Origin of the sequence: Hwanghaeella sp. (genome assembly GCF_965227365.1) — a bacterium.
In the GTDB taxonomy this organism is placed as follows: Bacteria; Pseudomonadota; Alphaproteobacteria; order UBA8366; family Aestuariispiraceae; genus Hwanghaeella.
In genome coordinates, this window is record NZ_OZ245754.1 from 784,699 (window position 1) to 806,022 (window position 21,324).

Here is a 21,324-nt window from a genome sequence, read left to right on the forward strand (position 1 = left end):
ATGACGACGGAACGGAACAGCACGGCGCCTTCGGCACTCGATGTCGAAGGCGTCAGTCATTCGTTCGGTCCGTTAAAGGCCCTGGACGACGTTTCGCTGCATGTACCGGAGGGCGTTTTCGTAGCTTTGCTGGGGATCAACGGGGCGGGCAAGACGACCCTGTTTTCCTTGATTACCCGGCTCTATGACAATGTCACCGGATCGATCCGGGTGTGGGGTCACGACGTGCGCCGCAAACCGGGCCCCGCCCTGGCGGAGTTGGGCGTCGTGTTCCAAAGCCGATCGCTCGACCGGGATTTGAGCATTTGGCAGAACCTTTCCTATCACGCGGCCCTACATGGGATGAGCCGGAAGGAAGCAAGGGCCCGCGCGGAAACCGTGGTCGATCTCGTCCGGCTGGGTGACAAGATGGACAGCCGGGTCGCCGCCCTATCCGGCGGACAGGCCCGACGCGCGGAAATCGCCAGGGCGCTCATGCATGGCCCGCGGCTGCTGTTGTTGGATGAACCGACTGTCGGGCTGGATGTAAAATCGCGCCTGGAAGTCGTCGAACTGGTCCGCGACCTCGTCTCAAAGGAAGGCGTGGGCGTGTTATGGGCCACCCACTTATTTGATGAGATCCGTCCGCAGGACCACGTGACGGTGCTGCACAAAGGAAAAGTGCTTGCGGATGCGCCGGCTTCCGAAATCGCGGGGGAAGAGACCCTGTCCGACGCGTTCCTGTCGCTGACGGGGCGGGAGGCAGCGGCATGAGCGGTGATACGTCGAACAACGCTCCTCGTGCGCATCGCCGACTTGGCTGGGACGGCCGTCTGTCGGCCTTCCGCGGCGTTGTATGGCGCGAAATGCTGCGCTTCGCCAGGCAGCGGGAACGTTTCGTATCGGCGCTGGTCCGGCCTTTGGTCTGGCTGTTCATTTTCGCCGCCGGTTTCCGTTCGGTCCTGGGGCTGTCGATCACCGAGCCCTATGACACTTATGTGCTCTACGAGGTCTATGTGACCCCGGGCTTGTGCGCGATGATTCAGTTGTTCAATGGCATGCAATCCTCGTTGAGCATGGTCTATGACCGGGAAACCGGGGCCATGCGGACCTTGCTGGTTAGTCCATTTCCTCGCTGGTTCCTGCTGTCGTCGAAGCTGATGGCCGGCGTCGCCGTGTCGATCGTTCAGGTCTACGCCTTCCTGGCTGTTGCCTGGTTCTGGGAGGTGGAACCGCCGCCGCTGGGATATCTGATGGCGCTGCCGGCGCTGATCTTGTCGGGCATGATGCTGGGGGCGATCGGTTTGTTCCTGTCGTCAACGATCCGACAGTTGGAGAATTTCGCGGGAATCATGAACTTCGTGATCTTCCCGATGTTCTTTGCCTCTTCCGCGCTCTACCCGCTTTGGCGCATGGCGGAATCCAGCACCCTGCTCCATGACATCTGTGCGCTGAACCCATTTACCTACGCGGTGGAATTGATCCGGTTCGCGCTGTACGGACAGTTGAACGGACTGGCGCTTGTCGTCGTCGTCGGGGTGACGATCGTCTTCATGGCGGCGGCGATCTTCGCTTATGATCCGTCCAAGGGGCTGATCGCAAAACGCCGTGGCGGTTGAGGGCCACTGATCGAGCTACCGAATAGCTCTGTCCAGGTTCTTGGCCTTCGACAGGTTGGCGCTGTCCTCCCCGAGGAGGCTGTTGAACCGGGCTCCCGCGACATCGGCCTCGTTGAAATTCGCGCCGGTTATATCGGTTTGGGTGAAGCGCGCGCCTGATAGGCTGGCCCCCATCAGGTTCGCTTTGACAAGACGGCTTTGCTCCAAGACCGCAAAGTCGAAGACGACACGAGCCAAGTTCGCGCCTTCGAAATCGGCGCGCGTCAGGATCGCCTTGGTTAGGTCGCCGCGCATCAGACCCATGGACTGGTTCTTCATATCCGCGGAAAGATCGGCATTTCGAAATACAGCACCGGTCAGGTTGGCCCGGGTGAAATTCGCCGGCGCTCGTGCCCCGCTGAAATCGGTATCGCTGAGGTCAGCCCGGATCAATTGGGTCTGGAACAGGTTGGCGCCCTTGAGCGACGCGCCGGCAAGGTTCGCGCTGTGCATCCAGGCCTGATCCAGGATCGCCCCGTCCAATTTCGCGCCCACGAGCATCGTTTTGTTCAGGCGGGCCGCGCGCAGGGTTGCGCCCGAAAAATCCAAGCCGGACAGATCCAGACCGTTCAGGCGCGCGCCGGTCAGATCCGCTGTCCTGCCCTCTGTCCTTGCCTTGGTCAGAAGCGCCTCGACCTCGCCGCGGGTCATCGTGGCTTCCGTCATCGCAGCCGAGGTCATATCCACGCCCTGCATGACGTTCTGGGCCGCCGCGGGCGAGGACAGCAGCAAGGCCGCCAGCACGACATTGGTCAGCTTGTTCATTGTTTCTCCGCCTGTTCGGCGTGTTCCCTCATCGTCAGGCTAGCGGGGAGGGCAACACGGTCAAGTAAGCTTCCCGTGAGCACTGTTCGACGAACTCGGCATGACCGCCCTGAGGGCATCGGCTTCTTTCACCGGGTCGCGCGCGTGACGGGGCGTGCTGATCGAAGCGATCGTCTCGATGCTCGCCGGACGGCCAGCGAGTATGGCTACACGGTCCGCAAATGTTGCCGCCTCGATCAGGTCATGCGTGACGATCAGGGTAGCGATGCGTCTGTCTTCCAGGACCTTCATCGTGAGCTGGCGCATGCGTGCGGCGGTGTCCTCGTCGAGTGAAATGAAGGGTTCGTCCAGCAGCAGCGTCGCGGGGTCCGCAGCCAAAGCGCGGGCCAGAGCCAATCGCCTTTGCTGGCCCAGCGACAACTGACCGGGAAAGAAGTCCGCCTTGCCTTCCAACCCGACTTCCTCCAGCAGGCGGATGGCGGCGCGAGGATCCGCGCCCGTCGTCAGCGTCAGGTTTTGCACCGCATTTCGCCACGGCAGCAGTGTCGGCGACTGGAACACCATCGCTATCCGCCCGGGATCGGTTACCGAACCCTGGAAATCCTTGTCGAGACCGGCGATGATCCGGAGCAGGGTCGTCTTCCCAACACCGGAGGGACCGGTCAGGGCGACGATCTCCCCCTTGCCGATGGACAATTCTATCCAATCGAGGATTTGCGTGGCGCCGAAGTTCTTGTGCCTGACGTCAATCTGCATTGCGCCACCGGTTTGCATGTCGTTCCCAGGGTTGTAGCAGCAGATATTCAACCGTCAGCATGACCGCTATGAAACTCAACGCATAGGCCAGGACGGCGCCGACGTCGAAGAGCTGGAAATAGGTGTGTATCTGGAAGCCGACACCGGTCGAAGCGCCAAGCAGTTCAACCACCAGGACGATTTTCCAGATCAGGGCAATGCCTGCGCGCCCGGCTGAGGCGAAATGAGGTGCGAGTTGCGGAATGACGATATGGGCCAATTTCGCGCCGGGGCTCATCCGGAAAACACGGGCCATATCGTTCAGGCCCGGATCCAATGTTCGCGCCCCTTCCCGCATCATGACCGCGACCATCGGGATCTTGTTGATCGCCACTGCGGTGATGGCAGCCGCTTCGGTCAGGCCGATCCAGATATAGCACAACACGATCGTCACCAGCGCCGGTAGGTTCAGAAAGAAAACCAGCCACGGATCGGCCCATCGGTTTATGCCGCGGTTCCGTCCCATCCACAGGCCGATGGCGCAGCCGACCCCCATGGCGATGACAAAGGCGGCGATCACCCGCGCCAGGGTGGCGCCGACATGGATGAACAAGTCGCCGGATTTCGCCTCCGCCAATACGATGGTCCAGACCCTCAGCGGGGACGGAAAGGTCGTTTCATTGCCGGCCAGATGCGCCGACGCAGCCCAGATCCCGACAAAAAGAAACGGGAAAAGCAGCATCGCGGGCGATAGGCCTTTCCTTCCGATCGGACTGCGTCGACTCTGATCCTCCGCCAAGGCTCTACCACCCGCCGGTATCGATGAAGACGCCGTCCGGCAGGGTCTTCGCCCCGCCGACGAGCTGCTCGCCGCCCAATTTCACCATCAAGTCGAAGAATTGGGCTGCGGCGTTCGGGTCGACCGCCCACTTTTCGGGGATGCCGGCACGGAAACCGGCTTTCAATCGCTCGAATTCAGCGTCGCTGGCCGCATTCATGATCGGCCGCAAGCGCGTCCAGGCGTCGTCGTCCTCCGCCAGTTTGTTCTTGGCGGCGCGGGACGCTGCGGCGAAGCCGCGCACCGCATCGGCATGCGCGCGGGCGAAGTCGCCGCGCATCACATAACCCAGCAGGGGAATATCCGGATCGAGTCCCAGATCGCGTGCCGCTTCGCCGACGGTCAGCAAGGTTCTGAAACCGTTGGCTTCCATACGCGCCATATAGTGCCAGAAATTGACGATCCCGCCGAACTCTCCCGCCAGGGCTTTCTGGTGGAGCAGCGGGGGGGCACCGAAGACTTGGTCGGTGCTTCCTTTCAGGTCGAACCCGTTTTTCAGGGCATGAGCCTGCAGGATCAACCAGCTCTTGTCCAAAGGACCGCCGGCGATCGCGATTTTCATTTGGGTCAATCCGGGAATGGCGCGGACCGGGGAGGCGGACGGCACCATCAACCCGCCGACAGCTTTCGAATAGGGCAGGAATACGATATCCGCGCCGGCCGCGCGACGCCGCGCCACCCAAATCCAGTCCGACACGAGGACATCGGCCTCACCGCTTTCGAAGGCGATCTTGGCGGCGGCGGATCCCGCCATCGGTTTTACATCCAACGTGAAGCCGTTCGCCTCGTCCAAGCGGCCATGTAGAATGGTGTCCAGTTCCCAATTCACAGTGCCGAATTTAAGGGCCGCAATCCGGATTGAATCCGGCCCGGCGGCGGCTTCGCCGGTGTTTATAGGACTAAAGTACAATATGACGACGGCCAAAAGGCCGACCACCAGCCGAAAACGCCCCGGCATGGTTTCCTCCCGTTTTTTCTTGCTCTTAGTATAGGAAACCGCCGGCTGCCGGGAAATAGAACCATAGGCTATAGGGGGCGCCTGTGACGCGTCCGGCCGGTTCGTACGTTCATGTTATGCTTGCAAGAACGGCCCTGTTTCGGCGTACTTTCCGGAAACAATTATACTAAGGAACATTTTGGGAGGAACCGACCGTTGGAACACACGTCGGTGACATGCGCGGCCGATCAGATCAAATCCGTCCTCGTCGTGGACGACCATCCGTTGTTTCGCGACGCGCTGGCGACGACGTTGCAGACGGCATTGCCGTTGCGGACGATAAGAACCGCCAGCACCTTGACCGGGGCTTTGGAACGGCTGTCCAAGGATTTCGAGCCGGACGCCATCGTTCTCGACCTAAACTTGCCTGATGTGCAAGGGGTCAGCGGATTGCTGCGCCTGAAGGCGACCGCGCCGCATACGCCGGTCATCGTGGTCTCCGCTTTTGGCGAGGACACGGTCATTGCGGCGGTGATGGCGGCCGGGGCGGCAGGGTTTGTCCGCAAGGACGCTTCCAGACAGATGCTGATCGATGCGTTCAAGCGGATCTGGGCGGGCGATATCTACACACCGGAAGGCTATACGCCGCCACAGCAGGACGACGCCGGCGGCGCTCAGGTGGATGAGGCCGCGAAGCGCCTTTCCAGCCTGACTGCCCAGCAACTTCGTATTCTTGAATTGCTGTGTGAAGGCAAGCTGAACAAGCAGATCGCTTATGAACTTTCGATCGCCGAGACTACAGTGAAAGCGCACGTGACGGCGATTTTGCGGAAGTTGGGTGTTCATACCAGGACACAGGCTGTTTTGATTGCCAATGAAGCGCGGATCCCCTTGGGCGCGGGGGCCGGTCGATCCTAAAATGGTGGTCGCTTAAACCTGGACCGTAAGCATAGTCGGCGCAGATCGACAGGGGCCGGGTGCAACGGGAGGAAAGAAAGCAGTCGATATGAACGTGCTTTCACGGTTATGGACAATTGCGGCTGAACGGCGCAACGAGCTCGTCAGTGGCGTTTCGCGCAAGCAGAACGCGACCGAGGCGGTGGCGGACCTTGCGGCACAATTGAAGGATGTCGAAGCGGCGGTCGTCCTGATATTCGCATCGCCGCATTTCGATAAGGACAAGCTGGCGGGCGCTTTGTCGGAAAGTTTTGGCGCGACCCCCGTCATCGGCTGCACCACGGCAGGTGAGATCACGCCGCTTGGGTATGAAACGGGCACTTTGACCGGGGTTGCTTTCCCGCGACTGCATTTCCGTTTTTCATCCCGATTGCTCACCAATCTGTCGCGTTTCTCGATCGACGACGGCCTGCGCTTTTGCCGTGAATTCGTCTCCGATTTTGGCGAAACGCCGGGTTGGAGCAGTCTTGCGATCCTGCTGACGGACGGGATGTGCCGGCAGGAGGAGGCCCTGCTGTCGGCCTTCGAGCCCGGCCTCGCGCCGATACCGATCCTGGGCGGGTCTGCAGGCGACGGGCTCGATTTCCAACAAACCTTCGTTTTGCACGACGGCAAATTCCATTCCGACGCAGCGCTGCTCACCCTGCTCGCGACGAATTACCGGTTCACCGAATTGCGCTTCGACCACTTCTTGCCGACGGAAAAACGCATGGTCGTGACCGAGGCCGACCCCGGCCGAAGGCTGGTCCGCGAAATCAATGCGGAGCCTGCCGCGGTCGAATATGCACGCGCCGTCGGCTGTTCCGTCGATGAGCTTTCGCCTTTCGTCTTTGCGACACGGCCGACGCTGGTTCGGGTCGGCGGGAAATATCATGTCCGCGCGATCCAGAAGGTCGAAGAAGACGACGGATTGAGCTTCCTGTGTGCAATCGACGAAGGGCTGGTGATGACGGTCGGTCAGGCCCAGGACATCGTCGCGCATCTCGACCGCGAATTTACGAACCTGAAGGCGAAGCATGGCCGTCCGACACTGGTTCTGGGATTCGACTGCATGCTTCGTCGGTTGGAATCCGAATTATTGAAGAAATACAACGCTGTGTCGGAATTGTTGAGGCAGAACCGTGTGATCGGTTTCTCCACGTATGGGGAGCAGTATCACGGAATGCATGTAAATCAGACTTTCGTGGGGGTGGCTTTTTTCGATCCGGATAACGAAGAAGAAACCGGCGGAGAGGTCGAGAAGTAAGGGCAGGCAGTCATGGTCTCGGTTTCAGATCCTCCTTTGGAGCAGATCCGTAAACTCCGGAAGATCAATGACGCCTTGATGGCGCGGGTCGAACGGTCCACGGATATATCCGGTTCGGCCTTTGCGCTGTTCCAAACGGCGATATCGCTTGAAAACGAGGTTCGCACGCGGACGCACGACTTGCAGACCGCATTGAGCGAATTGAGCGAGTCGAACAGTCGCTTGGAGCAGGCGCATTCGGAAGCCGTTCGCGCCCGGCGTAACTTGGCGGATGCCATCGAAGCGGTCCAGGAAGGCTTCGGCCTGTTCGATTCCGACGACACGATGGTTCTCTGCAACCAGCGTTTTCGAATGTTGTGCCCGGATGTATCCGAGCACATGAAGCCGGGGCTTAGTTTCAATCAATATGTCCGGCTCGTTTCCGAAAGCGCGGAACTGGACCTGGCCCCGGGCAAGACGGCTGAGGATTGGTTGAGTTTCCGTGTCGGCATGCATGGGAAGCCGCATGCCACTTTCACGGTGGCGTTGAAGGGGGACCGCTGGATCCAGGTGTCCGAACGCCACACGGCGAACGGTGCCACGGCGATCCTTCAGACCGATGTGACCGATATGGTCCGGCGTGAGCGGCGCGAGCGTGACAAGATTCTCGACCGCCATGCGCGTCTCGCCCGCGCCACCCTGGATCATATGAGCCAGGGGGTCTGTACCTTCGACGCGGATATGCGTCTTGCGGACTACAATACCCGGTTCCGGGCCCTGCTGAACCTATCCTATGACCTTGTAAAGCCGGGAACGAGTTTGCGTCGGGTCGTCGATGCACTATATTCCGGCGGGACAATGCATTCGGATCTAACGCCTTCGGGGCTGTGGCGATGGGTGGCGCGCCGTCAACCGAGGCCGCCGATCCATGCCGAATATCGCCGTATCGATGGGATGATCATCGACATCCGAATGCGCGACATGCCGGGCGGAGGGTTCGTCGCGAGTTTCACCGACGTGACTTCGGAACGCAGGGCGATCGAAGCCTTGCACAAGGCAAACGAAACTCTGGAACAGCGCGTTGCGGAACGGACAGCCGCATTGACCGCGGCTAATGAAGCCTTGACGCGCGAAAACACCGAGCGCGAACAGATCGGCGAAGCCTTACGGGAAGCGAAGGAAGATGCCGAGGCTGCCAATATGTCGAAGACGCGGTTCCTGGCGGCGGCAAGCCATGATCTGCTGCAGCCGATGAACGCCGCGAAGCTGTTCATTTCGACCCTTGGTGAGATGAAGTTGGAAGCGCCGCAGGCCGAAGTGCTGAAACGTCTGTCGGGTGCTTTTACCTCGATTGAGACATTGCTGCATGCCTTGCTCGAAATTTCTCGTTTGGACGCGGGCGGTGCAGAATTCACGAAAAGCAATTTCGCGATTTCGACGGTCCTCGAACCGTTGGAGCAGGAGTTCAAGCCGCTGGCGGCGGCCAAGGGGCTGAAACTCCGGGTTCGACCGTCCAAATTTCACATTCGTTCGGACCCGCGTTACTTCCGGCGCATTGCCCAAAACCTGGTCGCGAATGCGGTGACCTATACCCGCAGCGGTTCGGTTCTGGTCGGCTGCCGGCAGCGCGGCGACGCCGTGCGGTTCGAGGTCTGGGATACCGGCCCGGGCTTGAAGCCCGAAGACCACGATAGGATTTTCGAGGAGTTCCAGCGACTGGACGATACGATCGAGAACCGCGGCATGGGGCTCGGTCTGTCGATCGTGAAACGGTCGTGCCGGCTGTTGGACCTGCCGCTGGGATTGCGGTCGGAACCCGGCCGAGGGTCGGTTTTCCACGTTGATGCGCCGATAGCGCCGATCATCACGGCAGCCGCGCCTGAACTGATCGAGGGCGAGGCTCAGGAACAATCCAGCGGCATGAATCTGATTGCCGCGGTCGTCGAGAACGAGCCTGAAGTCCTCTATGCCATGACAACCACTTTGGAAGGGTGGGGCGCCAGCGTCGCCCCGGCACTATCCACCAATGAGGCATGCGCGGCGATCGCCGATCTCGGTCTGCCGCCGGACATCATCATCGCGGACTATCATCTGAACGGCGAGGATACGGGATTACGGTCGATCCGCGAGTTACGGTCGGCCTGGGGCGCGAATATTCCAGCCGTGCTGGTCACGGCGGATCGAAGTGCGGAACTGGCGGCGACTGCCCGTGAGATGGGGGTGGACGTCCTGCCGAAACCGGTTGAACCGCGCAAGCTGCGCTCGCTGATCACGTGGCGCGGGATGGCGACGGTATGATTCAGGGGGCGGGATATGGGGTGAACAGCCTGCGCTTCCGACTTATGGCCGGCGCGTTGTCCATCGCCCTTGTCGCGGTTTTTACCGGGCTGCTTGCGGCCTATGGCGCGGCGGAAACCGCGAACAGGATAAAGCAATCCGTGGCGGCGCAGCACAGAATGGAGATCCTTTCCAGCCTGTCGGCCAGGATCAGCGACTATGCGGTGGTGGGGGTCGAGGCCGGCGGCGCGGATATTCCAGCCGAAGCGCGCAAGGCACGCCTTCAATCGCAAGCGACTCTTGTGGAGGAGGCATTCGGCCGCATGGAAGCAGCCCTTACAATCGCGGTCGAGGAATCGCGCTCCATGGGCGAAACCGAACAGATGCGCCGTGCGACCCGCAGTCTCGTCCTAGCGCGGATGAAAGCGCAGTTCGTGGCTTTGCGGCGATCGTTGGAGGAGGTGGGGTCCGGGCCCCATCTGCGCGCGATCCTGGACGGGTTCGCGACGCAATTCTCCCCTCTGTTGAACGAAGCGATCGCCGACGAACGACGGGACAGGGATTTGGCCTCGAAGAGTGTCGAGGAATTGCACGATCTGATGGTCTATCTGGCGCTCGCCTCCGGTCTGATCGCCGTGGTGCTTGTCATCCTGTTCCATCGGTTGCTGATCAGGCCGCTCATTCAACGCCTGAATCGCATCGCCCTGGCGGCGAACGACATTGGCAGCGGCGATTTCGATATCGATTTGCCGGTTACACGTCGGGACGAACTGGGCGCCTTGTTCGATGTCATCAACTCCATGGCCGAACGTTTGCGGCAACGCCGCGCCGATGTCGACAGCGACCGAGCGCAATTGAGCGAGACGATCGCCACTCGGACTGCGGAACTGTCCGAAGCGAATGGCCGGTTGTCGATGATCGATTCCGAGCGCCGCCGCTTTTTCGCGGATGTCGGCCACGAATTGCGAACCCCGCTGACGGTCATTCTGGCCGAATCCGAATTGGCGTTGAAGGATGGGGTCGATCCCATTGAAGCGATCGACGCGCTGTCCGTCATTCGGTCCCGTGCGGTTCGTTTGAACCGCCGTATCGACGATCTGCTTCGAGTGGCCCGGTCGGAAACCGGGCAGGTGGAACTCGACTCGCGTCCGTTCGACTGCGCGAAGGCGGCCGAGGAGGCGGTTGCGGACATGGCGCCGCTGGCGAAACGGCACAACGTTCATATCGCGGCGGTCCTGGATCATGCGCCGACCGTGGGCGATGCCGATTGGTGCAGGCAGGTTGTTTGCGGCTTGATCGAGAACGCCGTGAAGCACTCGCCGAAAGGCGCGGTGATCGAAGTCGCCACGCGCGTTGTCGAGGGGGAGATAGAGCTTTCCGTCCTGGATGAAGGCGAGGGATTGGCAGATGGCGACGAGGAGCGTGTTTTCGGCCGGTTTGCCCGCGGTGCGCGGGAAGCGATGGGGTCGGGCTTCGGCGTCGGCCTGGCATTGGCGCGATGGGTCGTTGGGCAACAGGCGGGCAGCATCGCGATAAAAAGTCCTGCACCGCGGCCGCCGCAAGGAGGAACAATCGGCGGCAGGGGCGCGCAAGTGGTTATCCGCTTGCCGGTCCAATCGAGTATGGAGGCCGCGGAACCGGCCAGAAAGGTGAGTAATGGGTGAAACCACGCCGCGGATATTGATCGTCGAGGATGACGAGGATATCGCGTCCGCCCTGTCCCGTGGGCTTGCCCGAGAGGGATATGACCCCGTCGTGGCGCAGGACATAGCGTCCGCGACCGATTTGGCGGGGGATGGCTGTGACGCGGCGATCGTGGATGTGATGCTGGGTGACCAAAGCGGCACGGACCTCGTGCGCCGGCTGCGGGCCGGCGGAATGAGCGCGCCGATCATTATCCTGAGTGCTCTTTCCGGCGTGGACGAAAGAGCCGACGGCTTGGAAGCCGGTGCCGATGACTACGTGGCCAAGCCGTTCGAATTCTCCGAACTTGTCACAAGACTGAAAGTACAGGAACGACGCCGGCTCGCCGATGCGACCGAAACATTGATGGTGGCCGGTTTGCGCTATGATGTCGAAACCCGGGAGGTGAGCGGTGGCAACCGTACGATTTCGCTGACAGAACGCGAAGGCGACCTGCTTGCCTACATGATCCGGCATGCGGGGCATGTCGTCAGCCGCGGAGACATTTTCGACACCCTGTGGCTGGGCGGTGGCGGGTCGTCCGAAAATGTCGTCGATGTCTATATCGGGTATCTCAGGCGGAAACTGGCACCTTTGTCGAATTTCGGCATCGATATTCGAACTGTAAGAGGAAGAGGGTTTATGTTGACGGAGGTTTCGGATGAATAAGGGGATCAAGCTCGCCCTGACTGCGGCTGCGCTGCTTCTTCTGCCTATTACCGCGGCAGCGGGGCCTGCCAGCGACCGGCTCTTCACCGAAGGCGTGTTGAGATCCGTCGAACCGGGGACGGCACTGATTTACAGCCATGTCCGTGAAGGCGCCGAGCAAACCGAAGCCGTGCGGTGGATTGACGATGGGGAATTGCATGTTGCGCTTCAACAAGGCCAGGACGGTTCCAAGGAAGCGGTCATTTCGATGCTGTCCGACGGGAGGATCCATCGGGAGATGAGTCCTCTGCCGGTCTCGATTGGGAACCCTATTCTGCTGACCTTCCTTGAATCGAGTCTGCGGGCGATGGCGAGCATCACCGGCGGCAGCCCCTTCTATATACGCAACCGGATGAAAGCGGCCTTGCGCGACAGCGGAACCGTAACCGCCGTGAAAGCGACAATCGGCGACAAAACCATCGATGCGGAAGAGATTACCTTCATTCCCTTCCAGCATGACAAGAACCGGGACAGGATGGGCGAATTCGCCGATCTGGAACTCCGATTCATCGTCTCCGACCAGGCGCCCGGCGGTTTCATATTGTTCTCCGCGCAGACCAGACCGCACGCGGACGGCGGGGTCGCTTTTCGCGAAGAGATCACCTACCGCACCGCAATGTTGGGGAAGTGATGATGTTGAAAAGGCTATCGACCTTCTTGGCGGCAACAGCTGTCTGGTTGTGTGCAGGCTCGGTCCAGGCGCAGAACGCCACGCCGATCCCGACCGGCTACAATGATTATCCGACCGAAGCGCGCGCCGATTACGTCTTTGCCTGCATGGTGACGAATGGCCAAACACGGGAAATGCTGACACGCTGTTCCTGTTCGATCGACGTAATCGCGACCATTCTTCCCTATGAGGACTACCTATCCGCCGAGACCGTTCTTTCCATGCGGCAAACGGCGGGGGAAAAAGTAGCTATCTTCCGGCATGCGCATTTCACAAATACCGTTGTCGCCGATTTGCGCCGGGCCCAGGCGGAAGCCGAGATCCGTTGTTTCTGATGATCCTGGGGCTTTCCCTATAGCGCCGCAAAGGCGCATGATGGGCGCTGCTGTTTTCTCGTTCGGGGTATAATCATGCCAACCGGCAATTCTGCTGCGCTGATCGGTCTCGATTGGGGCACCACGTCATTGCGTGCTCATTTGCTGGACGCGTCCGGCGCAGTGATCGAACGTCGCAGTTCCGCAGAGGGAATACTCGCGGACCATAAGGGCGGCTTCGAAGGAACCTTCGGTCGCGTCGCCGGGGACTGGGTTGCCAGGGCACCAGGACTGCCGGTTATTGCCTCGGGAATGATCACCAGCCGCAACGGTTGGGTCGAGACGCCTTACGTCAGGGTTCCAGCGGGTGTCGATGAACTGGCTTCTTCCCTAGTGCCTCATGACCTTTCACCGGCTAGCCGCATCCATTTTGTCTGCGGCATGGATTACGACCCCGTCGACGGGACGCCCGATATCATGCGGGGTGAGGAGACACAGATTGCGGGCTGCCTGGAACGCGGATCCGGCGGCGAGGGAGAAGAAGGGCTTTTCGTCATGCCGGGTACCCATAGCAAATGGGTCAGTGTTCGCGGGCGGCGCTTGGACAAATTCGACACCTATATGACGGGAGAGGTCTACGCCGTCCTGAAGGGTCATTCGATTTTGGGCCGGTTGATGGAAAAATCGGCGGGTCCGCTGGGGACGGGTTTCGATCAAGGGGTCTCCGCGCGCCTGGAGTCCGACGGATCTCTGCTGCGTCATGTTTTCAGCGCCCGCACCATGGCTCTGTTCGATCGGGTCGCGCCGGATCAGGTTGCAGATTATCTGTCGGGCCTGTTGATCGGCGAGGAAGTACGGTCCGCGCTAAAGGATTGCGGGTCTGGCTCAGGCAGCGGTTCAGGCGCCGGGGCAACCGTCACGATTGTTGGAGACGGTGCATTGACGGAACGATATCGCCGGGCGCTTGAGCTTGCTGGCGTTGCCGCCGTTCCGGCGCCGGAAGATGCCGCCGCGCTTGGGCATTTCGCGATAGCCAGACAGGCCGGGTTGATCGCCGGATGACCGGAAACGGCGGACAGATAGGGAAGGACAGGTGAATGGGGGCTTGGTTGGAAACCTTCGGCGAAATGCCGTTGATCGCGATTTTGCGGGGCGTGACGCCGGATGAGGTCGTCGCAATTGGGTCGGCCCTATACGATGCGGGGTTTCGCGTTGTCGAAGTGCCGCTCAATTCGCCCGATCCGATGACAAGCATTGCACGACTGTCCAAGCAGTTCGGGGACAGTATGATGATCGGCGGCGGTACGATACTGACGGCAGAGCAAGTCGAATCCGTCCGAACCGCCGGAGGCAAGCTGGTGGTCGCCCCGAATCTCGACGAAGCGGTGGCCGCAAAGGCAGCAGCGTTGGAGATGACCTACTGCCCCGGAATCATGACTCCGACCGAGGCGTTTCGCGCTCTCGACCTGGGCGCGGCCGCGATAAAGCTGTTTCCCGCGGAACTGATACCCCCCATCGGGCTGAAAGCAATGAAGGCCGTTCTACCCAAAAATGTCTGCAGCATTCCCGTCGGCGGAATAACGCCGCAAACCATGGAGCCTTATTGGAACGTGGGGGCTTCTGGATTCGGGCTCGGCTCGGCCCTGTACAAGCCGGGTGATACGGCTGATCGGGTTGGCGAAAACGCGCGGGCGTTCGTTTCCGGCCTTCGGGAAATCCAGGGAAGGGCGTGATCCCCTTCGCCTATGTGTGTAGAGGAGTGCCGGCCTGCGGTTCTCGCTGTTGATAAGGCCATGTGATGGTGAAAGTCGTGCCTTCTCCCAATTTGCTCGCAACTTCCATCGTTCCGCCGAGAGCCGCCGTCAATTTGGTGCAGATATAGATGCCCAAACCCGTGCCGCGTTCGTTGCTTGGCGCGATCGCGGTTCCGTCCGACAGGAACGGCTCTCCGATCTTATCAACCAGTTCCTGCGGCATGCCGGCCCCGTCGTCGATGACGGAAACGGATATATTGCCGTCTTTCGGTGAAAGCCATTCTACGATCACTGACCCGTTTTTGCCGGTGTGCTTGCAGGAATTGGAAATCAGATTGTTGAGGATTTGGATCAACGATCTGCGATCCATGTAGATTTCGCGCGGACATTCGTCGGGCAGCACAAGGTCTATGGATACACCCTTTTCGAGAGCGATCGGCGCAAAGCCTTCGATGACTTCCTTGGTACAATCGGCGAGATCAAATGTCTGCGGACGTAGCGTAAATTTTCCGCTGTCCAGACGGGCGGTGTCCAGGATGTCATCGACGATCGAGAGCAGTAGTGATCCGCTCTTGTGAATATTCTGCAGGTAGCTCCGGTATTTCTCGTTCTCCAAGGGCCCGCCGACTTCACTCAAGATCATGTCGGAAAAGCCCATGATCGCGTTCAAGGGCGTGCGAAGATCGTGGCTGATATTGGCCAGGAACTCGGATTTCGAATGGACAGCCTCTTCCGCAGCCTCCTTGGCTATGCGAAGTTCCTCCTCGTTCTTTTTGATCTCGGTGACGTCGACCTGAATACTGACGAAGCCGCCCCGGCTGAACGGTCGGTCGCTTGTCTTGATCCATCGGCCGTCCTTCAGGCGAACGATGAACGATCCTTCGAGTTTCTTCCGGAATTCGGCCTTTCGTTGCAGATAGTCGTCGTCGTCGCCGAATTCGTCCCCGACGACCACGTTGCCTCTTTCCACGTCAATCCGGCCCAATTCTGCGAAATGGACCCCGGGTCGCGCTTCCTCTTCCGAATAGCCGTAGAGTTCCCTGAAGCTGCGGTTACACGCTACCAACAACCCATCGGCGTCATAGATGACAATGGCTTCGGAACTGTTGTCGAAAGCTTCGGCATAGGCCTGTCGGGCGCCGGAATCCTTCAACTGCTGCCGCAAGGCGTCGTTTTCCGCGCGCAGCGTTGCCAGTTCCGCCTTCAGGCGTGTTTCTTCGGTCATGCCGGACCCGCCGGCGCTTTCCGCCACCTTGTCAGAGGAGAGGGCGCGCGCATTGTCATCCATGTGACCTTACCCCCTTCGCTCATGCCACCCTACGACACATGCTTCCATTCACTTGAAACAATGAACTATACCAAAGGATATAATCGGCTTCGGGCGGCGTTGTCGATGCTCCATAGACGGTAACGCAACGGGATACCACAGCTATCGGTATTCGGATCGGCGGCAAGTGTGTTTGACGGTTGTCGGGTAGGCGGGGCAAAGTCCTCCAGCGGCCGCAACATGGCTGGGGAGGATAATTTAGAATGACTGAAAGAGCTTACTCCGGCGTTTGGCCGGTGGCACCGACGCCCTTCACCGAATCCGGTGCCGTTGACTATGATGGGATGCGACGCGTCATCGACTGCATGGTCGACCAGGGGGTCGATGGAATCTGCATCCTGGCGAATTTTTCCGAGCAGTTCCTGCTTTCGGACGAGGAACGCGCGTCGCTGACACGGGTGTGTCTGGAACACGCTGACGGCCGGGTTCCGGTGATTGTCACGGCATCGCATTTTTCGACCGCGATTGTCGAAGCGCGGGCGCGGGAAGCCGCGGCGATGGGCGCTGCGATGATCATGCTGATGCCGCCCTATCATGGCGCGCTCCTGCGTGCCGACGAGGAGGGCGTGTTCGAACATTTCGAGAAGGCCGCCCAGGCCGGCGGCATCCCGATCATGGTCCAGGACGCGCCGCTTTCCGGTGTCACACTGTCGGTTCCTTTCCTGGTCCGATTGGCGCGCGAAATCGAACAGGTCAAATTGTTCAAGATCGAGACCCCGCAGGCTGCCGCCAAACTGCGTGCCTTGATCGCTGCCGGCGGCGATGCGATCGAAGGCCCGTTCGATGGCGAGGAAGCGATTACCTTGATCCCGGATTTGGACGCCGGCGCAACCGGGTCGATGACCTCCGCCACCCTGCCGGACCTGATCCGGCCGGCGGTTACGGCGCACCTTCAGGGGCAACGGGATGAAGCGAAGGAGATTTACGCTCGATTGCTTCCATTGATAAATTTCGAAAACCGGCAATGCGGGTGGCGGTCATGCAAGGCTGTCATGAAGGAGGGCGGTGTCATCGCCTCCGAACATGTGCGGCATCCAACCCGGCCGCTTCATCCCGAAACGCGACAACAGCTTCTTGAACTTGCCCACGAAGTTGAGCCGTTGGCATTGCGTTGGGGCAAATAGTGCCGTGATGGACGTTTTTGGGGAACTCGACGACGGGCGTGTTGTCCAACGGGTTCATCTGACCGGGCATGGCCTGTCCGCGAATGTCATGACCTGGGGCGCCGTGCTTCAGGATCTGCGACTGGACGGCTTTGGCCATTCCCTGGTCCTGGGCTTCTCCGAATTTGCGCATTATCCGGCCCGGTCGCCGAAATTCGGTGCGATCGTCGGCCGCGTCGCGAACAGGATTCGGAACGGTGAGGCTAAGATCGGTGGCCGGGTCTATCCGTTCGACAAGAATGTGCTCGATAGACACACGCTTCATGGCGGCAGTGCCGGCGCCGGTAAGCGGATATGGGACGTCGAGGAGACGGGCGCAGATTTCGTCACCCTGTCGCAAATCCTGCCCGACGGACATATGGGGTTTCCCGGGAATATGACCGTGCACGCGACCTATCGAATCGCGCCTGGTCCGGTGCTTGAGATAGAGATTTCCGCCATCTCCGACGCCGATACTCTGTGCAACTTCGCCAGTCATAGCTATTTCAACCTCGATGGCGGCGGCGATGCGCGCCGGCAGTTTTTCCAGGTCGATGCCGATCATTTTCTGACCCTGGACGAGGATCTGGTGCCGACAGGCGAGGTTGCATCCGTGGAGGGCACGCAGTTCGACTTCAGTTCGGCCCGCCCGTTGCTTTTGGGGAAGGCGGGGCTTTCGGGGGAGGCGGGATACGACAATAACCTCTGTCTTTCCAGGCACAGGACCGATTGCCGGCAGGTTGCCAGATTGAAAGGGGCGGTCTCGGGCATAGAGATGAGAATCGAAACGACCGAACCCGGACTGCAAGTCTATGATGGTTCGAAAATCGGGGCGCGGACCGAAGACGTACCCGGATTGAACGGAGCGCCTTACCAGGCATTTTCCGGTATCGCCCTCGAACCCCAGGCCTGGCCCGATGCCCCGAACCAGGATTGGGCCGATCAGGTTCGGCTGGCGGCGGGTGAAACATATCGCCAAACCACGCGCTTCGTTTTCGGGTAAGACCCGGCGCCACCTGCGGACATTTGCGCTAATTCCTTCGACGGCGGTTTCGGCCGCCGGACGAACAGCATTTTTAGGCCGAGGATGTGCTGCGCCGCAAAATAATGCGACCGGCCATGGATCCCTTGCGAGACCCCGACAGACAATGATTTTCTGCAGCGTTCCTTTGATAGCAGATATGTAACAAAATTGCGTCACTCTCAATCGGCAAGGTATGCGGCGCAACATGATGTTGTTGCGTCGCAACAAATATTGCGCTTAACTCATACCACCGTACGCCAATCGTGCGTGGATCAGACGGGGATTCAGAAAGGAAAGTCATATGTTGAAGGGGAAGGCGGCCATCATCACCGGTTCCACCAGCGGGATCGGTTTGGGCATTGCCGAGGCTTTGGCTGAAGCGGGTTGCGACGTCATGCTGAACGGCTTTGGCGACGCGGCCGAGATTGAAAAAACCCGTTCGGCGCTGGAAGCGAAAACGGGCGTGAAAGTTCTCTACAGCGGCGCCGACATGTCGAAGCCGGAGAGCGTCGCCGGGATGGTCAAGGAAGCGGAAGGTGCTTTCGGCAAAGTCGACATCCTGGTCAATAATGCGGGCATTCAGTTCGTGTCGCCGATCGACGAGTTCCCGGACGGGAAGTATGACGCGATCATCGCGATCAACATGTCCTCCAACTGGCACGCCATCAAGGCGGCGCTGCCCGGCATGAAGGAGCGTAACTGGGGCCGCATCATCAATGTGGCGTCGGCGCACGGCCTTGTCGCCTCGCCCTTCAAGAGCGCGTATGTCATGTCGAAGCACGGCGCGGTCGGACTGACCAAGACGGTCGCGATGGAGGTTGCGGAAACGAATATCACCTGTAACGCAATCTGCCCGGGCTATGTGCGCACGCCGCTGGTTGAAGGCCAGATCGACGATCAGGCGAAGGCCCATGGGATGAGCCGCGACCAAGTCATCCGTGACGTCCTGCTGGCATCGCAGCCGAACAAGCGTTTTGTCGAGACCGAGGAACTGGGCGCGCTGGCCGTGTTCCTGTGTTCCGACGGTGCGAAGTCCATCACCGGGGTCTCCATCCCCGTCGATGGTGGCTGGACGGCTCACTAGGCCGCGATGATGATGGACATGGACACCAGTGACGAGGGCGTAGGCCCGGAAAAAATCGATCCGACTGCCGACACCGTATCGCCGGTGTCCGCGTCCAAGAAATCCGCGGCGGCAAAGGCTAAAACCGCGAAGGTAAAGGCGACTTCGGCAAAGTCGTCCAAGGCAAAGTCCGCAAAGGCCAAGACTGTAAAGGCCAAATCGGTTAAAGCAGCGCCGGGCAAGACGAGCCAAACGAAGTCGATGCCCGCGGCTTCGGCGTCACCCGCCGCCGAAGCCGCACCGGCGCCGGCTGCTGCGGAGGTTGCGGTGGTGAGTGAACCGCCGTCTCCTGAAACGCATGACAAGCACGGGCGGTTCCACGAAAAGCGTCTCTTCGATCCCCACGGTAAGAAAATCGTCAATCTCGCCTTCCAAGGCGGTGGGGCGCATGGTGCCTTCACCTGGGGCGTCGTCGACCGTCTTTTGGAAGAACCGGCTTTCGAAATCGAAGGCATTACCGGGACCAGCGCGGGGGCGATGAACGCGACCGTTCTGGCTTACGGTCATGCCAAAGGCGGGAACGAGGGGGCACGTGAAGCGCTCGACGCCTTCTGGCACGGTGTTGCCGAAGCTGCGCGTTACAGCCCGTATAAGCCAACCTTTTTCGATCGGTTGAAAGGCAACTGGTCCCTGGATAATTCCCCGGGTTATCAGATCATGGACATGATCGGGCGGATGTTCTCGCCTTATGACTTGAATCCCGGCGGCAACAATCCGTTACGCGACGTGCTGAATCAGCATGTGGACTTCGAATTCCTGCAGAAAAACTCGAAGATCAAGGTCTTCCTGAACGCCGTCAATGTCCGGACCGGCAAACTGAAGCAGTTCACCAATGACGTCATGACGGTCGATGCGGTGCTGGCTTCGGGGTGTCTGCCGTTCATGTTCCATGCGGTAGAAATCGATGGAGAACATTACTGGGATGGCGGCTATTGCGGAAACCCGGCGCTCTATCCGCTGATCTATCACTGCACCAGCCCGGATATTCTTCTGGTTCAGATCAACCCGCTGGAGCGCAACGAACTGCCCCGCTCGGCCAGGCAGATTCTGGACCGTGTGAACGAGATCAGTTTCAACTCCTCTCTGATGCGCGAGATGCGCGCGATCAAGTTCGTCACCGATTTGATCGACCAGGGCACCCTCAGCGAGGAAGAGTATGTGAAGCTGCATGTTCACATGATCTCCAGCGGAGAACTGCAGGAGTTCGGGGCCTCCTCGAAGCTCAACGCCGAACTGGGTTTCCTCTTGACCTTGAAGCGACTTGGCCGGGAGACGGCCGAGACATGGCTCCACGAGAACTGGGCCAAGGTAAACCACGAATCCACCTGCGACCTTGGAACTTTCATGTAACGAGAAGGGCCTCGTGCCCGGATCGAAGACTGATTACCGCTAAATACAGGATCAACGGCCAAGAAACCGGAGGGCACTGCCGTGAACCGCGACGAAATTCTCAAGAAACCGTCCATGCCGATCGCCGGTCCGAGTTATCCGAAAGGACCGTACCGCTTCGTAAACCGCGAATACATGATCATCGTTTACGAAAGCGATCCCGAAGCCGTGCGGCACGCGGTGCCCGAACCGCTTGAGCCCGAAGAAGGCTCGCTGGTCTTCTATGAATGGATCAAGATGCCTGACAGTTCGGGCTTCGGCGACTATACGGAATCCGGCATCGTCATTCCCTGCCGGTATCAGGGCGAGCCTATCAATTTCACGGCTCAGATGTATCTGGACGACGACCCGCCCATCGCGGCGGGACGCGAGATTTGGGGCTTCCCCAAGAAATGGGCCCATCCGAAGATGGAAGTCGTCGAGGATACCCTGACCGGTACCCTGGACTATGCAGGACAGCGCGTCGCGACCGGAACGATGGCGTACAAGCATGAAAGCCTCGCCCGGACCCCCGAAAAGACGATCCAGGCGCTCGGAAAGACCCAGTGCAACCTGAAACTTATCCCCGGACCTGATGGGGAGCCGGCGATCTGCCAGCTCATCGCCTACAATCTCACGGAGGTGACCGTGAAAGGCAGTTGGACCGGTGACGCGCGGTTGCATCTCATCCCGCATGTCAACGCGCCGGTGGCCGATCTTCCGGTCCGCCGCGTTGTCGGCGGTCGACATTTCGTTGCCGATCTCACACTGCCTTACGGTCGGGTACTCTACGATTACCTAGCCTGACGGCTCTGCACCCAGGCAGAAGAAGGTTTAGGG

The 21,324-nt window shown here is 60.0% G+C and carries 21 protein-coding genes; 16 read left to right on the forward strand and 5 right to left on the reverse strand.

Going from position 1 to position 21,324, the window contains the following annotated elements:
* Entirely contained in the window at positions 1 to 753 is a 753-nt protein-coding gene (locus ACQK2G_RS03495; RefSeq protein WP_425403633.1) for an ABC transporter ATP-binding protein, read from the forward strand.
* The gene (locus tag ACQK2G_RS03500; RefSeq protein WP_425403634.1) at positions 750 to 1,598 is read left to right on the forward strand and encodes an ABC transporter permease; all 849 of its coding nucleotides are present in this window, start codon (positions 750 to 752) and stop codon (positions 1,596 to 1,598) included. Before ACQK2G_RS03495 ends, ACQK2G_RS03500 begins: the two co-directional genes overlap by 4 nt.
* Positions 1,599 to 1,613: 15 nt before the next feature.
* Here the strand turns inward: ACQK2G_RS03500 and ACQK2G_RS03505 are convergent, their stop codons facing one another.
* From ACQK2G_RS03505 to ACQK2G_RS03520, 4 genes are all read right to left on the reverse strand, one after another.
* Complete coding sequence (locus ACQK2G_RS03505) at positions 1,614 to 2,402, reverse strand: pentapeptide repeat-containing protein (protein WP_425403635.1); 789 nt, start codon at positions 2,400 to 2,402, stop codon at positions 1,614 to 1,616.
* A 60-nt stretch (positions 2,403 to 2,462) separates the two neighbouring features.
* The gene (locus tag ACQK2G_RS03510; RefSeq protein WP_425403636.1) at positions 2,463 to 3,158 is read right to left on the reverse strand and encodes an ABC transporter ATP-binding protein; all 696 of its coding nucleotides are present in this window, start codon (positions 3,156 to 3,158) and stop codon (positions 2,463 to 2,465) included.
* Entirely contained in the window at positions 3,148 to 3,879 is a 732-nt protein-coding gene (locus ACQK2G_RS03515; protein ID WP_425403637.1) for an ABC transporter permease, read from the reverse strand. Before ACQK2G_RS03515 ends, ACQK2G_RS03510 begins: the two co-directional genes overlap by 11 nt.
* Positions 3,880 to 3,940: 61 nt before the next feature.
* On the reverse strand, positions 3,941 to 4,933 hold the full coding sequence (locus tag ACQK2G_RS03520; RefSeq protein ID WP_425403638.1) for an ABC transporter substrate-binding protein: 993 nt from the start codon (positions 4,931 to 4,933) through the stop codon (positions 3,941 to 3,943).
* Between the two features lie 195 nt (positions 4,934 to 5,128).
* Here ACQK2G_RS03520 and ACQK2G_RS03525 point away from each other — a divergent pair, with 195 nt between their 5' ends.
* The 9 genes from ACQK2G_RS03525 (at position 5,129) to ACQK2G_RS03565 (ending at position 14,479) form a co-directional block, all read left to right on the forward strand.
* The gene (locus ACQK2G_RS03525; protein WP_425403639.1) at positions 5,129 to 5,830 is read left to right on the forward strand and encodes a response regulator; all 702 of its coding nucleotides are present in this window, start codon (positions 5,129 to 5,131) and stop codon (positions 5,828 to 5,830) included.
* A gap of 88 nt (positions 5,831 to 5,918) precedes the next feature.
* On the forward strand, positions 5,919 to 7,115 hold the full coding sequence (locus ACQK2G_RS03530; RefSeq protein WP_425403640.1) for an FIST N-terminal domain-containing protein: 1,197 nt from the start codon (positions 5,919 to 5,921) through the stop codon (positions 7,113 to 7,115).
* Between the two features lie 12 nt (positions 7,116 to 7,127).
* A complete protein-coding gene (locus tag ACQK2G_RS03535; protein WP_425403641.1) occupies positions 7,128 to 9,392 on the forward strand; it encodes a PAS-domain containing protein in 2,265 nt (754 codons plus the stop codon).
* Positions 9,389 to 11,035: an ATP-binding protein gene (locus ACQK2G_RS03540; protein WP_425403642.1), complete on the forward strand. Its 1,647-nt coding sequence runs from the start codon at positions 9,389 to 9,391 to the stop codon at positions 11,033 to 11,035. Before ACQK2G_RS03535 ends, ACQK2G_RS03540 begins: the two co-directional genes overlap by 4 nt.
* Positions 11,028 to 11,723, forward strand: coding sequence for a response regulator transcription factor (locus ACQK2G_RS03545; RefSeq protein ID WP_425403643.1), 696 nt, complete (start codon positions 11,028 to 11,030; stop codon positions 11,721 to 11,723). The genes ACQK2G_RS03540 and ACQK2G_RS03545 overlap by 8 nt, the downstream gene beginning before the upstream one ends.
* Positions 11,716 to 12,393, forward strand: coding sequence for a hypothetical protein (locus tag ACQK2G_RS03550; RefSeq protein ID WP_425403644.1), 678 nt, complete (start codon positions 11,716 to 11,718; stop codon positions 12,391 to 12,393). Before ACQK2G_RS03545 ends, ACQK2G_RS03550 begins: the two co-directional genes overlap by 8 nt.
* A 2-nt stretch (positions 12,394 to 12,395) precedes the next feature.
* On the forward strand, positions 12,396 to 12,767 hold the full coding sequence (locus ACQK2G_RS03555) for a hypothetical protein (protein WP_425403645.1): 372 nt from the start codon (positions 12,396 to 12,398) through the stop codon (positions 12,765 to 12,767).
* A 75-nt stretch (positions 12,768 to 12,842) separates the two neighbouring features.
* Positions 12,843 to 13,808, forward strand: coding sequence for a 2-dehydro-3-deoxygalactonokinase (locus ACQK2G_RS03560; protein ID WP_425403646.1), 966 nt, complete (start codon positions 12,843 to 12,845; stop codon positions 13,806 to 13,808).
* 35 nt (positions 13,809 to 13,843) lie between these two features.
* The gene (locus ACQK2G_RS03565; protein WP_425403647.1) at positions 13,844 to 14,479 is read left to right on the forward strand and encodes a 2-dehydro-3-deoxy-6-phosphogalactonate aldolase; all 636 of its coding nucleotides are present in this window, start codon (positions 13,844 to 13,846) and stop codon (positions 14,477 to 14,479) included.
* 10 nt (positions 14,480 to 14,489) lie between these two features.
* Here ACQK2G_RS03565 and ACQK2G_RS03570 read toward each other — a convergent pair whose 3' ends face one another.
* On the reverse strand, positions 14,490 to 15,788 hold the full coding sequence (locus ACQK2G_RS03570; RefSeq protein ID WP_425403648.1) for an ATP-binding protein: 1,299 nt from the start codon (positions 15,786 to 15,788) through the stop codon (positions 14,490 to 14,492).
* A 242-nt stretch (positions 15,789 to 16,030) separates the two neighbouring features.
* On the opposite strand from ACQK2G_RS03570, the gene ACQK2G_RS03575 reads away from it, so the two are divergent.
* The 5 genes from ACQK2G_RS03575 (at position 16,031) to ACQK2G_RS03595 (ending at position 21,291) form a co-directional block, all read left to right on the forward strand.
* Positions 16,031 to 16,951, forward strand: coding sequence for a dihydrodipicolinate synthase family protein (locus ACQK2G_RS03575; protein ID WP_425403649.1), 921 nt, complete (start codon positions 16,031 to 16,033; stop codon positions 16,949 to 16,951).
* Between the two features lie 7 nt (positions 16,952 to 16,958).
* Positions 16,959 to 17,972: an aldose epimerase family protein gene (locus ACQK2G_RS03580; protein WP_425407608.1), complete on the forward strand. Its 1,014-nt coding sequence runs from the start codon at positions 16,959 to 16,961 to the stop codon at positions 17,970 to 17,972.
* Positions 17,973 to 18,294: 322 nt separating this feature from the next.
* On the forward strand, positions 18,295 to 19,077 hold the full coding sequence (locus tag ACQK2G_RS03585; RefSeq protein ID WP_425403650.1) for a 3-hydroxybutyrate dehydrogenase: 783 nt from the start codon (positions 18,295 to 18,297) through the stop codon (positions 19,075 to 19,077).
* 18 nt (positions 19,078 to 19,095) lie between these two features.
* Positions 19,096 to 20,466 carry a patatin-like phospholipase family protein gene (locus tag ACQK2G_RS03590; RefSeq protein ID WP_425403651.1) on the forward strand — a complete coding sequence of 457 codons (1,371 nt, stop codon included), beginning with the start codon at positions 19,096 to 19,098 and terminating at the stop codon, positions 20,464 to 20,466.
* An 81-nt stretch (positions 20,467 to 20,547) separates the two neighbouring features.
* The gene (locus ACQK2G_RS03595; protein WP_425403652.1) at positions 20,548 to 21,291 is read left to right on the forward strand and encodes an acetoacetate decarboxylase; all 744 of its coding nucleotides are present in this window, start codon (positions 20,548 to 20,550) and stop codon (positions 21,289 to 21,291) included.
* Positions 21,292 to 21,324: the final 33 nt, after the last annotated feature.

Bases quoted from the DNA above. Each gene is read 5' to 3' on its own strand.
- ACQK2G_RS03570 (WP_425403648.1), bottom strand. From the start codon at position 15,788: ATGGATGACAATGCGCGCGCCCTCTCCTCTGACAAGGTGGCGGAAAGC.
- ACQK2G_RS03550 (WP_425403644.1), top strand. From the start codon at position 11,716: ATGAATAAGGGGATCAAGCTCGCCCTGACTGCGGCTGCGCTGCTTCTT.
- ACQK2G_RS03515 (WP_425403637.1), bottom strand. From the start codon at position 3,879: ATGCTGCTTTTCCCGTTTCTTTTTGTCGGGATCTGGGCTGCGTCGGCG.
- ACQK2G_RS03500 (WP_425403634.1), top strand. From the start codon at position 750: ATGAGCGGTGATACGTCGAACAACGCTCCTCGTGCGCATCGCCGACTT.
- ACQK2G_RS03560 (WP_425403646.1), top strand. From the start codon at position 12,843: ATGCCAACCGGCAATTCTGCTGCGCTGATCGGTCTCGATTGGGGCACC.
- ACQK2G_RS03505 (WP_425403635.1), bottom strand. From the start codon at position 2,402: ATGAACAAGCTGACCAATGTCGTGCTGGCGGCCTTGCTGCTGTCCTCG.
- ACQK2G_RS03530 (WP_425403640.1), top strand. From the start codon at position 5,919: ATGAACGTGCTTTCACGGTTATGGACAATTGCGGCTGAACGGCGCAAC.
- ACQK2G_RS03575 (WP_425403649.1), top strand. From the start codon at position 16,031: ATGACTGAAAGAGCTTACTCCGGCGTTTGGCCGGTGGCACCGACGCCC.
- ACQK2G_RS03535 (WP_425403641.1), top strand. From the start codon at position 7,128: ATGGTCTCGGTTTCAGATCCTCCTTTGGAGCAGATCCGTAAACTCCGG.
- ACQK2G_RS03520 (WP_425403638.1), bottom strand. From the start codon at position 4,933: ATGCCGGGGCGTTTTCGGCTGGTGGTCGGCCTTTTGGCCGTCGTCATA.
- ACQK2G_RS03495 (WP_425403633.1), top strand. From the start codon at position 1: ATGACGACGGAACGGAACAGCACGGCGCCTTCGGCACTCGATGTCGAA.
- ACQK2G_RS03540 (WP_425403642.1), top strand. From the start codon at position 9,389: ATGATTCAGGGGGCGGGATATGGGGTGAACAGCCTGCGCTTCCGACTT.
- ACQK2G_RS03555 (WP_425403645.1), top strand. From the start codon at position 12,396: ATGTTGAAAAGGCTATCGACCTTCTTGGCGGCAACAGCTGTCTGGTTG.
- ACQK2G_RS03590 (WP_425403651.1), top strand. From the start codon at position 19,096: ATGGACACCAGTGACGAGGGCGTAGGCCCGGAAAAAATCGATCCGACT.
- ACQK2G_RS03510 (WP_425403636.1), bottom strand. From the start codon at position 3,158: ATGCAGATTGACGTCAGGCACAAGAACTTCGGCGCCACGCAAATCCTC.
- ACQK2G_RS03565 (WP_425403647.1), top strand. From the start codon at position 13,844: ATGGGGGCTTGGTTGGAAACCTTCGGCGAAATGCCGTTGATCGCGATT.
- ACQK2G_RS03585 (WP_425403650.1), top strand. From the start codon at position 18,295: ATGTTGAAGGGGAAGGCGGCCATCATCACCGGTTCCACCAGCGGGATC.
- ACQK2G_RS03545 (WP_425403643.1), top strand. From the start codon at position 11,028: ATGGGTGAAACCACGCCGCGGATATTGATCGTCGAGGATGACGAGGAT.
- ACQK2G_RS03580 (WP_425407608.1), top strand. From the start codon at position 16,959: ATGGACGTTTTTGGGGAACTCGACGACGGGCGTGTTGTCCAACGGGTT.